At 69.4% G+C, this 14,854-nt stretch carries 15 protein-coding genes; 5 read left to right on the forward strand and 10 right to left on the reverse strand.

Annotated elements, in window-relative coordinates; all coding sequences use genetic code 11:
• Window positions 1-18: 18 nt before the first annotated feature.
• The 4 genes from DID98_RS00620 to DID98_RS00635 form a co-directional block, all read right to left on the reverse strand.
• Window positions 19-897: a MipA/OmpV family protein gene (locus DID98_RS00620; RefSeq protein ID WP_044843101.1), complete on the reverse strand. Its 879-nt coding sequence runs from the start codon at window positions 895-897 to the stop codon at window positions 19-21.
• A 207-nt stretch (window positions 898-1,104) separates the two neighbouring features.
• Entirely contained in the window at window positions 1,105-1,416 is a 312-nt protein-coding gene (locus tag DID98_RS00625) for a hypothetical protein (RefSeq protein ID WP_044843100.1), read from the reverse strand.
• A gap of 17 nt (window positions 1,417-1,433) precedes the next feature.
• Entirely contained in the window at window positions 1,434-1,625 is a 192-nt protein-coding gene (locus DID98_RS00630; RefSeq protein WP_124519566.1) for a hypothetical protein, read from the reverse strand.
• 89 nt (window positions 1,626-1,714) lie between these two features.
• Window positions 1,715-2,014 (reverse strand): hypothetical protein, encoded by a 300-nt coding sequence (locus DID98_RS00635; protein WP_124519568.1) that lies wholly within the window; start codon window positions 2,012-2,014, stop codon window positions 1,715-1,717.
• 141 nt (window positions 2,015-2,155) lie between these two features.
• Between DID98_RS00635 and DID98_RS00640 the strand changes: the two genes are divergently transcribed.
• The 3 genes from DID98_RS00640 (at window position 2,156) to DID98_RS00650 (ending at window position 3,743) form a co-directional block, all read left to right on the forward strand.
• Complete coding sequence (locus DID98_RS00640; protein ID WP_124519570.1) at window positions 2,156-2,404, forward strand: hypothetical protein; 249 nt, start codon at window positions 2,156-2,158, stop codon at window positions 2,402-2,404.
• Between the two features lie 343 nt (window positions 2,405-2,747).
• Entirely contained in the window at window positions 2,748-3,179 is a 432-nt protein-coding gene (locus tag DID98_RS00645; RefSeq protein WP_044843097.1) for a CBS domain-containing protein, read from the forward strand.
• A gap of 63 nt (window positions 3,180-3,242) precedes the next feature.
• Window positions 3,243-3,743 carry a PRC-barrel domain-containing protein gene (locus DID98_RS00650; protein ID WP_124484847.1) on the forward strand — a complete coding sequence of 167 codons (501 nt, stop codon included), beginning with the start codon at window positions 3,243-3,245 and terminating at the stop codon, window positions 3,741-3,743.
• 34 nt (window positions 3,744-3,777) lie between these two features.
• Here the strand turns inward: DID98_RS00650 and DID98_RS00655 are convergent, their stop codons facing one another.
• Both DID98_RS00655 and DID98_RS00660 read right to left on the reverse strand, forming a co-directional pair.
• Window positions 3,778-4,422 (reverse strand): DUF4142 domain-containing protein, encoded by a 645-nt coding sequence (locus tag DID98_RS00655; protein ID WP_124519901.1) that lies wholly within the window; start codon window positions 4,420-4,422, stop codon window positions 3,778-3,780.
• A 380-nt stretch (window positions 4,423-4,802) separates the two neighbouring features.
• Complete coding sequence (locus DID98_RS00660) at window positions 4,803-6,770, reverse strand: ATP-binding protein (RefSeq protein ID WP_124519572.1); 1,968 nt, start codon at window positions 6,768-6,770, stop codon at window positions 4,803-4,805.
• Between the two features lie 378 nt (window positions 6,771-7,148).
• Between DID98_RS00660 and DID98_RS00665 the strand changes: the two genes are divergently transcribed.
• Complete coding sequence (locus DID98_RS00665) at window positions 7,149-8,186, forward strand: sigma-54-dependent Fis family transcriptional regulator (protein WP_124519903.1); 1,038 nt, start codon at window positions 7,149-7,151, stop codon at window positions 8,184-8,186.
• A gap of 44 nt (window positions 8,187-8,230) precedes the next feature.
• Here the strand turns inward: DID98_RS00665 and DID98_RS00670 are convergent, their stop codons facing one another.
• The gene (locus tag DID98_RS00670; RefSeq protein WP_124484850.1) at window positions 8,231-10,030 is read right to left on the reverse strand and encodes a methyl-accepting chemotaxis protein; all 1,800 of its coding nucleotides are present in this window, start codon (window positions 10,028-10,030) and stop codon (window positions 8,231-8,233) included.
• Between the two features lie 238 nt (window positions 10,031-10,268).
• Window positions 10,269-10,523 (reverse strand): DUF3562 domain-containing protein, encoded by a 255-nt coding sequence (locus tag DID98_RS00675; protein ID WP_124484851.1) that lies wholly within the window; start codon window positions 10,521-10,523, stop codon window positions 10,269-10,271.
• Window positions 10,524-11,137: 614 nt separating this feature from the next.
• Here DID98_RS00675 and DID98_RS35670 point away from each other — a divergent pair.
• The gene (locus DID98_RS35670) at window positions 11,138-11,548 is read left to right on the forward strand and encodes a hypothetical protein (protein ID WP_185500291.1); all 411 of its coding nucleotides are present in this window, start codon (window positions 11,138-11,140) and stop codon (window positions 11,546-11,548) included.
• A 532-nt stretch (window positions 11,549-12,080) separates the two neighbouring features.
• Here DID98_RS35670 and DID98_RS00680 read toward each other — a convergent pair.
• Both DID98_RS00680 and DID98_RS00685 read right to left on the reverse strand, forming a co-directional pair.
• The gene (locus DID98_RS00680; RefSeq protein WP_124519574.1) at window positions 12,081-13,016 is read right to left on the reverse strand and encodes a universal stress protein; all 936 of its coding nucleotides are present in this window, start codon (window positions 13,014-13,016) and stop codon (window positions 12,081-12,083) included.
• A 259-nt stretch (window positions 13,017-13,275) separates the two neighbouring features.
• Complete coding sequence (locus DID98_RS00685; RefSeq protein WP_124519477.1) at window positions 13,276-14,658, reverse strand: amino acid permease; 1,383 nt, start codon at window positions 14,656-14,658, stop codon at window positions 13,276-13,278.
• Between the last annotated feature and the right edge of the window lie 196 nt (window positions 14,659-14,854).

The following is a 14,854-nucleotide window of genomic DNA, read 5'->3' on the forward strand; positions in this document are numbered from 1 at the left end:
CCGCCGGCGCCGACCCGGTCAGAACTGGTAATTCACCGACATGTCGAACACGCCGTTCGTCGACTGCTGCGTGATCGGGCTGCGCCGTGCGCGGCCGACGAGTTGTTCGATCGCGCCGTCCATCGTCACGAACCAGTGCTTGTTGACGAACCACACCATCGTCACGCCCGCGCCGAACGACTTCATCCCCGCGCCCGACGAATAGGCCGGCAGCCCCGAGCGCGCGGACGCCCCCGCGGGCACGCCGAACCAGCTGTTCATGTAGCGCGAATCGGCGAACGACACGGTCGGCCCGGCGAACCAGAAGAAGTGTTCGTTGCTGCCCGGCATCGGCATGTACGCGGAGAAATCGCCGACCCAGCCGTTCGAGCCGCCGATGCTGCGCCGCACATCCGCGCGCAGCACGAGCGGAAAATCCTTCGAGATCACGTAGTCGGCCGCGAGCTTCATCACCGGCGCCGCGTTGATGTTGTCGAGCCCGTTCAGGTGGTCGAGGTCGTCGGCCGAGCGGCGCCCGAGGTCATAGCCGACCGACAGGCTCACGCGCCAGTTGGGCCCGCGCAACACGTTCGCGCCGAGCCCGTCGCCCGTCGACAGGAAGAACAGGTCGCGATAGCGCACGTCGAGATTCGGGCCGCCCATCACGCGATAGCGATCGGAACCCGCGTAGCGCGGCTGCAGCGTCATCGCCGCGCCGACGCTGACCTGCCACGTGGGGACGGTCGGGCTGAACAGTTTCTGCAGCGGGACGCCCGCCGAGTATTGCCATTCGCCGAGCGGCGACGGCGTCTGGGCCGACGCGTCGCGGGCACCGGCCGCCGCGAGCGCGGCGAAGGCCGACAGGCCGGACACGAACCGGCGGGTGCCGGGCGACAACAACGGGCGGGCAACTGTCATCAAGGCGGTCTCCGTCGGTTGCACGAAACGAACCTGAGGGAAAGCGCGTCGCAGCCTGGCCGGCTGCAACGGCGAGCAGCCGACGGCGCGAACGTAGCGTGCGCTGAATTGTGAACATCCTACGCTGGCGCGCGCGAAGCCGCAAAGCGCCCGTTGAACGCGGGCACTTTGCCGTATTCCGGCATGAACCGGCGCAGGGTTGCGGAATCAGAAACGCTCGACGTGATAGTCGCCGGCGAGCGCGGCCGGGCTGCGCTTCGCCATCATGCGCGAGAAGCCGTCCGCGAGACGCCCGAGCGCGAGCTGCTTCTGGCTCGCGTCCCAGTGCGTGTAGGTGTCGTAGGCGGTGTCGTCGAACGACACGGTGACGGCGACCGGGCGCCCGCTCGCGCGAAAGCCGATATGCAGCACGCCGCCCGGCAACTCCTCGATGTGGTAACGCAATGAACGCGACTCGAAATAGCGGCCCAGCACCTGGGCGATCGCGCGCTTGTCGGGCGATTGCACGTGAATGTCCATGATGGTCCTCCTTTTGATCATCGCGCGGCCGGCCGCGGTTCGCTGCCCTCGCCCGGCATCCGCATCGGCGGCGGCTGCGACGGCGGATCGCCTTGCGGCAGGCCCGGGAGCACGGGCGGATCGAACGGATCGTCGTGCTCGGGCAGCGCCGGATCGGGATCGAAGTCGGGCGTCGGCTCCGGACGGTGCAGCATGGATCGTGTACTCATGTCGCTCCTGCGCGGCGGCTCGCGCGTGTCGATGGGTGCGGCGAGCGCGCGCAAGCGGCGTGCCTGCCCGGTGGGCAGCCGCGCACCGGTCATGCATCGTAGGCCGCCATCACCAGCCACAGCGTGCGCCCTTCGGCGGCGAGGCGCGCCGCGAGTGCGAATCGATCGGACGGCGCGCATCGCGCGGCGAGCGCCCGCCGTGCGCTTTCCGGCCCCGCGTAGACGGTAGGGTTCAGCTCGCGAACCTCGTCCTTCCCGTCGAACATGCGCCGCTCGGGCCGGTGGATCTGCGATTCGCGCTTCCATGTGTCGAAACGCTCGCGCACTTGACTGAAATCGCCGCCGCACACGTTCGCGTCGTAACGTATTCTTTCCCTGGGTTCATTCATCACGATGTCCTCTCGTCCACGCCGGCGGCGGGCCGGCCACGTCTCAGCCCGCTCGGCCGGTTCGACGGCTGCAAGCGTCATGCCGCCCGCGCTGCGCGGGTACGGTGCTTGCACCCCTCGTACCCATAAGGAGGTTCGATCATGACCGCATCCGCCCCCGGTAGCCGAGACGCCGTGTCACCGGCTGCCAGCCCGCTCTCCCTAGCCACGTCGCGCAAGCCGTCCGACGACAAGACGGAAGAGCGCATCGACGAAGGGCTCGAGGAGACGTTCCCGGCCAGCGATCCGCCCGCCGTCGGCGGTGCGACCCGCATCGACCCCGCCAGGCCGTCCGGCGAACGCGAACGTCGCGCGCCCGACGCCCCGCCACCGCCCCGCGATCACGGCTGACGGCGGCACCCCGGCCCGCGATGCGCGGCAGCGTAGCGTCGCCCGGCCGGCCCAACCGGAGTGAAGTGATGAAACGCATCGAACGTGCATGGCACGAAGTCAGCGGCGCCGCAGGCGTCGCGGCGCTCGCCGCGATCGAGAGTGCGCTGGTCCTCGCAATCGTCGTGATGACGGGCGTCGGCCACTGAGCGTCGCTCGCGGCCCGGCCGCGGCTGGCGCCGTGGAAGATGTACAAGCCGGCTGGCAAATTTCTCCGTGGCCCGGCCGCGCAGGCCCGGCCTGTGCCGATTGAACGCGGCACGCGTTCTGCTTCCATGTCGTCTCGTTCACGAAGGAGGCGTTCATGTATCGCGTCAATGAAATCATGTCGCGCGACGTGGTCTGCGTCGCGCCGACCGACACGATTCGCCATGCGGCCGAATTGATGCAGCGCTTCGACATCGGCGTGCTGCCGGTCTGCGACGACACCGGGCTCGTCGCGATCGTGACGGACCGCGACCTCGCAGTGCGAGCGCTGTCGCACGGGCATTCGTCCGATACCCCGGTGAAGGTGGTCGCATCCGCGCCGGTGCAGTGGTGCGTGGAAGATGACGGCGTCGGCGACGTCCAGCAGCGGATGGCCGACGTGCAGTTGCACCGGATGCCGGTGCTCGACGCCAATCACCAGATCGTCGGCATCGTGTCGCTGGGCGACATCGCGACACGCGCGGGCGGCCCGGCGCGCGACGAGCTGGCGAACACGCTCGAGGACGTGTCCCTGCCGCGCCGCCGCTGACCGCGGCACCTCACCCGGCCCGCGCGCCGTGTGCGCCGCGCCGCTTCGACCAGGAGAACAGCGATGACAACGGACAGACCGTCGCGCACGCAGGCGCGCATCGTCGGCGACCGCGGCCGTTCGGCCGGCGGGCCGGGGCCGGACGTGATGGCCGCCAGCACGCTGGAAGACGATCGCGTGCTGACGCTGGACGGCGACGACATCGGCAAGATCACGAACATCATGCTCGATATCCGCTCGGGCCGGATCGCGTATGCGGTCGTGTCGTCGGGCGGGTTGCTCGGGATCGGCGACAAGCTGCTCGCGGTGCCGTGGAACGTGCTGACGCTCGACGCCGGGCGCCGCTGCTTCGTGCTGCCCGTTTCGACCGAGCGCGTGCGCGACGCGCCCGGCTTCGAGAAAGACCGCTGGCCGACGATGGCCGATCCCGCCTGGGCCGAGGGGCTGCACGCGTACTACGGCGCATCGCCGTACTGGCTGATCGAGGAAGGCGAAACGGTACTCGATGCGCCGCCCTTCGAGGCGTCGCCGGAGGGCCCGGAAAGCGACACGCGGCCGCACTGACGGACGCGCCGGGGCGCGCGGATCGCCGTGCGGATCAGTGCGCGGCCGCGATCGCACGCTCGAGTGCGCGCGCGGCGCTCAGGTGCGCCTTCAGCGTCGGCAGCGCATTGACCGCGAACGCGCGAAGCTGCGGGTCGTGGCCGTCGCGCGCCTCGGCTGAGTAGAGCCGGATCGCCGCGTCGTGCGCGTTCGTTCCCGCCAGCTCGATGTACCCCTTTTCGAACGCATGGCCACTCTTGCTTCGCAGCGCATTCACCGCCGGATCGACCAGCATCCGCGTCTGCACGGGCAAGCCCTTTTGCGTGCCGAGCCGGCGCAATTCCGCGGTCATGCGAACGTGATCGTCGATCATCCGGCGCGCGAAGGTCTTCACGCGCGGATTCGACGACCGGTCGAGCGCGAGCTTGCTCGCCTGCAGCTCCGTCTTGCCGACGATGCCCGCCTTGTCGATGAATTCGGCGTCGATGCCGCTCGGCCGCCGCGTCATGTCCGCCTCGTCGGCGGTCGCGCCGGGACTGACGACGCCCGGCGCGACCTGAACGGACGATGCCGGCGGCGCCTGCGCATGCGCCGGCGCGAACGCCGGCACGCGCAACACCGCGAGCGCACCCGATCCCACCAGGCACACGATGGCGGCAACCGCGGCGGATCGGCGGAGATTCCTGTCGCTCGTTTTCATCCGGACCTCCGTATCGGTCGACGGATCGGCCCTGCCGAACGCGGCAACCGGCCCGTCATGCGGGACGATGCGCGGACGCGGGAAATCGGTCCACGCGCCTTTGCTCCATGCCCCCTCGACATACTCGATCGACAATGCGGCGGTTACCCGCAGCGTGCGCTCCGCGAACGTCGTGTCATACGTGACTTCCCGCGGATCCGCAGCCTGTCGCACACACCGCGCGAACCGTCGATGTTGGGCACGACCCGAATCGCCGTCGCGCGTCGCCGCTCGTCGGGTACGCCGCCCGTCGACTCGGCCTGCCGCCGGGAGCCGATGCGCCGGGCAAGGTTCGATCCCTTCATCGTGCCGCCTGGCGCGGGATGCGGAGGCCCCGCGCGTCAGCGATGCCGCTCGGCGCTCGACACGTCGACGATGACGCTGGCCAGCGTCGGCATGTCGACCGGCTTGCACAGATACGCGTCGAAGCCGGCGGCCATCACGCGGTTCCGGTCCGCCGCACCCGCATGCGCGGTCACCGCGACGACGGGCAGGCGCCCGCTGCCGTTCGGCAAATGGCGGATGTGGTCGAGCAGCCAGAAGCCGTCGCCGTCCGGCATCGCGAGATCCGACAGCACGACGCTCGGGTGCTGCCGCGCGACCACGTCGAGCGCGTCGCGCCCCGATTGCGCGGTCGACACCTGCGCACCGAGCGTTTCGAGCGCCGCCGCGAGGCTCGCGCGCGACGTCACATCGTCATCGACCACCAGCACGCGCCGGCCGTCGAGCGCGACCGCCGTCGACGCACCGCTCGGCCGTAACGGCTGGCCGTTCGGCATGTCGGCGCCCCAGTCCACCGGCAGCATCACGGTCACGGTCGTGCCGCACCCGGCGCCATCGCTCGCAGCCGTCACCTCGCCGCCGTGGAGCCGTGCGATGTTGCGCACGATCGACAGGCCGAGTCCGAGCCCACGCTTGGGCGAGGCCGACGCGCCTTCCGGCCGGTTGAACGTATCGAACAGATGCGGCAGGCGTTCCGCCGAAATGCCTTGGCCGGTATCGGCGACCGACAGCCGCACGCGCGCGCCGGCCCGGGTCAGGGACACCTTGATGCTGCCGCCCGGCGGCGTGAACTTGATCGCGTTCGACAGCAGGTTCGACAGCATCTGGCGCACCCGCTCGCCGTCCGCGGAGATCACGCAGTTGGACATCTCGCACGCGATCGACAGTTCGAGACCGTTCGCCTCCGCCGTCGCGCCGAGTTCGCGCACCGCCTCCCGCACGACGCGCACGAGATCGACGGGCGCGCGCTCGAGCCGCATCCGCCCCGTTGCGAGCGACGAGGCGTCGAGCAGGTCGCCGACCATCCGCGACAGCGAGCGTGCACTGCGGTCGATCGCATCGATCGCCTGGTGAGCGAAGCTCTGGCCGTCGGCGCTGCGCATCACCTCGACCCAGCCGTAGATCACGTTCAGCGGCGTGCGCAGTTCATGCGATACGGTGGCGAGCAGTTCATCCTTCAGCCGGTTCGACTCGTCGGCCTGCACGCGCGCGTCGCGCGCACCGCGTAACGAACGCAGGTTGCGCCGCTCGCTTCGGCGGCGTTCGCGCGCTTCGCGCAGCGTCATCGACATGCCGGTGCAGTTGCCTTGCGCGTCGACGATCGGCGCCGCCACGAAGGTCGCGCGAAAGCGGCCGCCGTCGTGGCGCAGGCACAGAATGTCGAGCGGGCCTGCAGGCGGGCGCGCGTTCGCGAACGTCGTGGGAACCGGATGCAACCGCAGCCAGCGCGGCGCGATCAGCGTCGTGACGTCGTGGCCGATCACCGCCGCGGCATCGATGCCGAACAGGCGCCGCGCGGCCGGGTTCCAGCTCGTGATCCGCCGGACCGCATCGACGCCGACGATCGCGTCGGGCGACGCATCGACCACGCGGCGCAGCAGGATGTCGTCGAGCGAGCGCGCCGCGGGTGCCGGTTCGCGACGCGGCATGCGTGCGTCGTTTTCCTCCGCATCCTCGGCGCCGTGCAGCCGATCGTTTGCGAGCAGCGGCTTGACGACCATCACGAGCACGCATTCGACGAAACCGATCGCGACGAAGGCGCCGGCCTGCGCGAGCAGCGCGGGCAGCGTCACCTCGCGCCAGCCCAACGCGCCGATCACGACCGCGCTCGCGGCGATCGCGGCCAGGCCGCCGCCGAACGACGTCAGCCAGGCCGCAGCCGCAACACCGGCGTAGAAAGGCAGCTGTGCAAACGGTGCATGTACGCCGACGACGTGCATCGCCCACGCCTGCAGCGCGGACGCCACCCCGACGGCCAGCACGACCCATGCGCCCTGCCGGAACAGTTCACGGGTAAGGATCCTCATCGTGTCCCTGCATCGCCCCGGCGACCGTCGCTCGACGGCTCCCGCCTCGGCGGCCGGCATGTGCCGTCGAGCGTTCGGGGGCGAGCCCAAGGGCCGGCGCAACGCGCGTACCCGCGGCACGGCCGCGCGGCGGCTTCGCGGCGCGGCGCGCTGCGCGTGCCGCCGCGCCGCGTCGCTCGGCCGCCCTGCCGCATTTGCGCGGAACGCGGGCGCTGCCGACTTGCGATTTTTCATCGGTCGGCTGCAAAAAAGCATCGACACGCGGTGTCGGCTGCCGCCTGTCGGCATCGTGCCCCCGTGATCGCGTATTTCTTCGATCCCCGCACCGGACATTGTAAATTTCTAAATCGCGGCACCTTCCGTGCGGTTTCGCTGTCGATGATAGATATTGCAATGAAGGGAACGTGCGGTGCCGATTTTCAAAACGGGCCGCCGACGCTTATGGCTGAATCCGCAAACCGTCCGAAGCAAGGCGCCGACGCGCGCCGGCTGTCCGGCCGCTCCGCGGCGATGCGCACGCTGCTCGGCCGTATCGAGAAAATCGCTCCGACCCGCGCGAGCGTGATGATTGCCGGCGAAAGCGGGGTCGGCAAGGATATCGTCGCGCGCCGGCTGCACGACCTCAGCGGGCGACGCGACGGGCCGTTCGTGCCCGTCAACTGCGGCGCGATTCCGGCGGACATCGCCGAAGCGCAATTGTTCGGTCACGAAAAAGGCAGCTTCACCGGCGCGATCGCGCAACGGGAGGGGTTTTTCGAAGCCGCGTGCGGCGGCACGCTGCTGCTCGACGAGATCGCGGAGATGCCCGCGGCGCTGCAGGTGAAGCTGCTGCGGGCGCTCGAATCGAACACGATCATTCGGGTCGGCGGCACCGATTCGATTCCGCTCGACGTGCGCATCCTGTCGGCGACCCGCCACAATCCGGCCGATGCCGTGCGCGACGGCCGGCTGCGCGAGGACCTGTTCTACCGTCTCGCCGCGTTCGCGCTGTATGTGCCGCCGCTGCGCCAGCGCAGCGGCGACGTCGAGGCGATCGCGCATGAGTTCGTCGATGCGCTCAACGCGCGGCACCGCTCGCACAAGCGGCTGACCGACGCGGCGATCGCCGCGCTGCGCGCCTATTCGTGGCCGGGCAACGTGCGCGAGCTGCACAACACGATCGAGCGCGCGTACATCCTCGCGGACGACGGCATCGACGTCGCGTTGCCGAGGCCGGCAGCGCCGCCCGCCCACACGTCGGACGACGCGATGGCGCTGCCACTCGGCGCGACGCTGCACCATGCGCAGCAACGTTTCATCGCGGCGACGCTTCAGCACTTCGACGGCAACAAGCCGCAAGCCGCGAAAGCGCTCGGCATCAGCCTGAAGACGCTCTACAACCGGCTCGCGCTGATGCGCGACGACGGCCGCGCCTGAGCGCCGCCGCGCGCCGCGGCGCGCCCTGCGTCAACCGGCGCAGGTCATGCGACCTTGAACTGCCCGACCGTCGTCGCGAGCGCGTTCGCCTGCGTCTGCAGCGCGGTCGCGGCCGCGGTCGACTGTTCGACGAGCGCCGCGTTCTGCTGCACCATTTCGTCGAGCTGGGTGACCGCGCGGTTCACTTCCTGGATGCCGCGCGTCTGCTCGTTCGCCGCGTGCGTGATCTCGGAGATGATCGTCGTCACGTTGGCGACGTTCGACACGATCTCGCGCATCGTCTCGCCGGCCTGGCGCACCTGCCCCGACCCGGCCGACACGCTCGCCACCGTCGATTCGACCAGCACCTTCACCTCGCGCGCGGCCTGCGCGCTGCGTTGCGCGAGACTGCGCACTTCCTGCGCGACGACCGCGAAACCGCGGCCCTGCTCGCCGGCACGCGCCGCTTCGACGGCCGCGTTCAGCGCGAGGATGTTGGTCTGGAACGCGATCCCGTCGATCACGCCGATGATGTCGCCGATCCGGCCCGACGCTTCCTCGATCTTCTCCATCGTCGACACGACGTCCGATACGACCACGCCGCCGTGCGACGCGATCCGCGACGCCGCGGCCGCGCGTTCATCGGCCTGGCCGGCAGCGGCCGCCGACTGGCCGACCGTCGCGGTGATTTCTTCCATCGACGCGGCCGTTTCCTCGAGGCTCGCCGCCGCCGATTCGGTGCGCGACGACAGGTCCTGGTTGCCCGCGGCGATTTCGTTCGCGGCCGTGCGCACCGATTCGCTCGCGTCGCGGATCTGTCGCATCACGTCGTTCAGCTTGTCGACGAAGCTGTTGAACGAGCGCGCGATATCGGCCACCTCGTCGCGGCCGTCGGCCGGCAGGCGCTGCGTCAGGTCGCCCGTGCCCGAGCCGATCGACGCCATCGCCTGACGCACCTGAGACAGGCGGCGGAACGCGGTCGTCGTGATCGCGCCGACGATCAGCGACGCGACGCCGACGATCACCACCAGCGTGATCAGCGACGCGGTCAGCAGCGAGCGCATCCCGGCCGTCGCTTCCGATTTGTCGAGCAGGACCAGCGCGTACCAGTCGGTGCCCGGCACGGCTTGCGCGCGCACCAGCTTCGCGTCGCCGCCGACGTGCACTTCGACCGGCGCGCTCGACGCCGCCAGCGTCGCGGCGCCGATGCCGCCGAGGTCGGGCGACACGTCGGCGACCGGCTTCAGCGTGAGCTTCGCGTCAGGATGCGCGACGACGTGGCCGCTGCTGTCGATCAACATCCCGAAACTCGCGGGCGTCGGGTGGATCGACTTCACGTTCGCGATCACGCTGTCCATCGCGACGTCGGCGGCGACGACGCCCTTCAGCGCACCGTCGCGCAGGATCGGCACCGCGAACGTGACGACCAGGTTGCCGGTGCCCGCATCGACGTACGGCGGCGTGACGACCGGCTTGCCGGCCTGGGCGGCCTGCTTGTACCACGGACGGCCGGTCGGGTCGTAGTCGGGCGGGATGCCGGTCGGGTCGGAGAAATGGAACACCTTGTCGGCATAGCCCGCGTAGACGTTCGTGAAGCCGCCCGCCGCGGCCATCTGCTTGAACACCGGCAGCGGATCGGGCGACAGCGCGGCGTCCTGCAACGACGCGATCATCCGGCTTTTCGTCGCGACCCAGTCGCCGATGCCGACCACGTGGCCGCTCGCGACGGAGGTCAGGTTGCGGTCTATCGCGTCGTTGTTGTACGCGCGTGCGATGAAGTAATTGATCAGCGTGGTGGCGACGAGCGCGAACACGACGATGGCGACGCACGCGGCAAGGATGCGGGTGCGGATGGACGAGAACATGGCAACGACTCGGTAAGGGAGCGCGAACGCCCGGTGGACGAATTCACCGGGTAAACGGCATCCGCGCCGCTTACTTGAGGCCGTTGTGTCGATTCGGTCAAATATATGAAGAAAGGCGCGACCGGCAGGCAGGCGCGTTGTCGGTATGCAGGCGTGCAGCGGTGCCGGAGGCGCGCGCGGCGCTCAGGGGCCTTCCGCTGTCATGAGGCACCGCGGCGCCGGTCGCGCCGATCGTCCCTTACAGACGGCGGCCGGTACGCGTATCCGGCTCGTCGCGCGGCGTACTGGCCGGCGTGTCGCGCTCGAGTTCGTCCTGCCTGCGCATCCGTTCGCGCAGGTGGCGGATCGCGAACACGTGGATGTAATCGTGCACGCGGGCATCGGACGACAACGCTCGCACTTCATCGTCGAGCATCGTGCGCAACTGATCGGCGCCGATCGCGCGCTCTGCGGCGACGGCCTTCAAGGCATCAAGCAAATTGTCCTGTGACATCGACGGGCTCCTGACGGTCGAGGAACGAAAGGAAAACATGACGCTATCGGAAGATTAAAGGCTGGACAGCCGCCCGGCGTACGATGCGCCGAAGCGTGGTTGCGCGCGATCAACGGCACCTTGCGTGCCGCCGCGCCGATCCGTCGCCGGACCGGCTCGCGCGCAGGATTCGCGGCGCCCAGGGCCCGCGAACGACTGGAAGGATTGCCACGCCACCCCGAGGCGCGGCACCGCGCGATCGCTCGGACGATGAACCGTCGCGCGATGCCGATGCAGTGTGGGACCTTAGACCCGCGAAAGTCCTGCGTCAAGCGACGCGCGACGGCCGCGATTCGTCTGTTCGAATGCACCGGATCGGGGCGCCGCACATCGGGGGCGCCGCACATCGCGCCTGCCCGCCTGCCCGCCTCGCGCCGCAGCGGCCGCTCGCCGGTCCGACGTGTCAGCGGATTCCGATACCTCGCACGCAACGTCTGACAGCGACTTCAGCACGCACCGATTGGCAGCGCGGTCTCCGCGGCGGATACTGATGTCATGAACGATGCGTTCATACCCGGTCATCGCTCAGCCGGCCCTCGAGCCGGCACGCGGGGTCGGGCGCAGGGAGACCCATCATGATTCATCGCAACTTCCCGGCGCGGGACGGACAGCGGCGCACGCGCATGCTGGCCGCGACCGCCGTGCCGGCAGCAATCCGGCCGCCCGAAGATCTCGACGCGTTGCTCGCACTCGCGCGCGAATCGGGCTTGCTCATCACGCTCGACGGGCAGATCGGCCGCGAAAAGTACCAGAGCGTCGCGGGATCGGTGCTCGCGCTGCAGCGGTTCGCCGCGGCTCTCCGCGCGCGGGCCGGTGCCGGCGCAACGGTCGTCGTGAGGCCGCGCCGCAAGACGCGCCCCGGCTGGCCGCGGCTGCGCGATCGCACGCCGGGCGGACGAGGCCGACTGCATGGCGTGCGTCGCGGTGCACGCGTATGCCGCGACGCGCACCGCCCGCGCGACCTGCGAGCGCCTCGCTCCGCGTAAAGGCCTGGACGCGGGGCCTGAACGCAGCGCCTTTACGCAGCCGACGCCGCACGCGGCCGCGTGAAGGCCGCGGCACCGCGCCGGGCGCGCAGCGCATGCCGCGATCCACACCGAATCCGCGATCGCGCGATCGCGTGGCATCACGCGCCGTTCCACACGGCGACATCGACGAAAACAATACCTGCGAGGAAAAGAGTCAGCACGGGGCCAGGAAAGCGGACGGGGTGCAATGCACCCCGTCCGTTATCCAAGGCAGCCGCCGGCTGCCTACCCTCGTGCCAGAGAGTTCGTGATCGGCCGATGCGCGATGCGCTGCGCGGCACGGCTCCGGAAATCGGCTGAATCGCAACGGCGTCGGACATGCGCCGGTTCGCGCGGTTCCGGACCGACGTGTCGAATCGCGGCGTCGGGTACGGACGACGGACCATCCGCCGCATGCACACGCACCTCGTGCGACTATCTCATGCAAAACGCGCGACGTTTCTGATGCAGGTCAATGAAAGTCCGCTTCGCATTCGTCGCAGCGCAATCCTCACGCGGCCTCGCGCACGAGCAGCACCGGCACCTGCGCGAGATGCGCGACCCGGCGCGCCACGCTGCCGATCAGCCAGGCCGCGATGCCGCGCCGGCCGTGCGTGCCGACCACCAGCAGTTCCGCATGCCAGTGCACCGCGTCGCGCATCAGCGCATGGGCGACGTCGTCGCTGGTCGGACGGGTTTCGACGATGCCGCGCTTGGTCGGGTTCCCCGTTGCATGGAACAGCGGACCGATCCGCGCCAGCGCATCCTCGCCCTCCGCGCGATACGCATCCTCGAGCGCGCGCACCGGCACGAGATCCGTCAGACGCACCGCGCGATCGACGACATAGGCCGCGTACAGCAGCGTCGTCGGCACCGCGAAGCCGAGCCCGACGCGCACCGCGTGCAGCGACGGCTCGCTGCCGTCAACGGCGAACATCAGGCGCTGCAGCGGCCCGTCCGACGGCCGCACATAGTCGGCGGGCACGATCAGCAGCGCGCAGCGCGCGCGCGCGGCCAGCGTGTCGGACACCGCCCCCTCGACGAGCCGCAGCAGCCCATGGTGCGGATTGGCGCCGACCACGAGCACGTCGGCGTGCCATGCCGACGTGTCGTTCGCGAGCGCATCGGCCACCGTGCCGCCCGTGAGCGACGTATCGATGATCATCTGCTCGATCCCCACGCCGCTGCCGGCGAACAGTTCCGCGATGCGTTCGAGCGTCGCCTGAGCTTCACGCGTCATCTCCTCGCGCGCGGAGGTCAGCAGCGCGTCGACGCGCGGGATGTCGGGCAGCACGAGACGCGGATTGTCGATCGCGCAGACGATGCGCACCTGCATGCCGGGACGCAGCAGCGTGCGCGTGTAGCGCGCGGCGGACAGCGACTCCGGCGTCAGATCGACGGCCAGCGAGATCCGCGCGAGCGGCGGGATGGTCGGGGTGGACTGCATGGCGAAAGCCTCCTTGCGGACGCGTCGTCGCGAACGACGACCGGAGCTTCGCGCGGGCAGCGGCGAACGACGAACGGCGGACGGACGGCCGACGCGGTCGCGCGGATCGGCGGACGGCCACGCGAAGCGCGGACAAGCGATTCAGACAGCATATGTCGTCCGGCCCGCACGTGCATGATCGCGATCAATACCCGTGCGGGCCGCGATGCGCCGCGCACGCCTGTGCGGCGCGCGGCGCGGCGACTTTCGGCCGCTTGGCTTACGACTTCGTCGACGCGGGCGCGCTCGCCCGGTTCGCATGGAACACCGCGTATGCGATGCCGAGCAGCACGATCCAGACCGGGCCGATCACGAGCGCGACGCGCGTATCCGGCGAGAACGCCATCAGCACGACGACCAGCGCGAGAAACCCGAGTGCGACGAACGAGCCGAGCGGATAGAACGGCACGCGGATCGGCAGGCGCGCGATCCTGTCGGCCGACAGCGTGCGGCGAAAGCGCATCTGCGCGATCAGGATCACGCACCACGTCCAGATCGCACCGAACGTCGACACCGACGTCAGCCACGTGAACACGTGCTGCGGCGCGAGATAGTTGAGCAGCACGCCGATCAGCAGCAGCGCGACCGACACGGCTACGCCGTACACCGGCACGCCGTTGCGATTCACGCGGCCGAGCATGGCCGGCGCCTGGCCCTGCTGCGCGAGGTTGTAGAGCATCCGCGCCGTGCTGAACAGGCCGCTGTTGCACGACGACAGCGCCGCGGTCAACACGACGAAGTTGATGATGCCGGCGGCGGCCGGGATCCCGAGCCGCGAGAACGTCATCACGAACGGGCTGCCCTGCGTGCCGATCTGGTCCCACGGATAGAGCGACATGATCACGAACAGCGCGCCGATGTAGAAGATCAGCACGCGCCAGAACACCGAGTTCACCGCCTTCGTCAGCGACTTCTCCGGATTGCGCGCCTCGCCGGCCGTGAGGCCGAGCATCTCGACGCCGAGATACGCGAACATCACGATCGGCAGCGCGCCGATCACGCCGTCGATGCCGTTCGGCATGAAGCCGCCGTGGGCCCACAGGTTCGAGATGCCCGTCGCGACGCCGCCGTTACCGATGCCGAACGCGATCATGAGGCCGCCGCCGACGATCATCAGCACGATCGTGACGATCTTGATCAGCGCGAACCAGAACTCGAATTCGCCGTACAGCTTGACCGCGATGAAGTTCACCGCGCCCATCGCCGTGAGCGCCGCGAGCGCCCAGATCCAGTTCGGCACGCCGGGGAACCACATGTGCATGTAGACGCCCACCGCGGTGATTTCCGCCATGCAGGTGACGATCCACACGAACCAGTAGGTCCAGCCGGTCAGGTAGCCCGCGAGCGGGCCGAGGTAGTCGCGCGCATAGCGGCTGAAGGCGCCGGCGACCGGATTGGTGATCGCCATTTCGCCGAGCGCGCGCATGATCAGGAAAATCGCGATGCCGCCCAGCAGGTAGGTCAGCAGGATGGCCGGGCCGGCCGTGCGGATCGCGGCGGCCGAGCCGAGGAACAGGCCGACGCCGATCGTCGCGCCGAGCGCCATCAGGTTGATGTGCCGCTCTTCCAGCCCGCGGTGCAGCTGGTCTTCTGGTTGTTTCAAGTCCGTCTCCTGGCAGCCGCGAACGGGCCGCCGTCATTGTCGATGTCAATGCGCGACCGTTCATGCCGATACCGGCAAACCGAAAACGAAAAATCCCCGCCGCCGTTTTCCGGATGAAAAACGCTGCGGATACTGCGTCACTCCGATTGGAATTACCGTTGATTATCGGTATTTTCCGGAACAATCCGGAAAAACG

Source organism: Burkholderia sp. Bp8984, assembly GCF_003853755.1.
Taxonomy (GTDB): Bacteria; Pseudomonadota; Gammaproteobacteria; order Burkholderiales; family Burkholderiaceae; genus Burkholderia.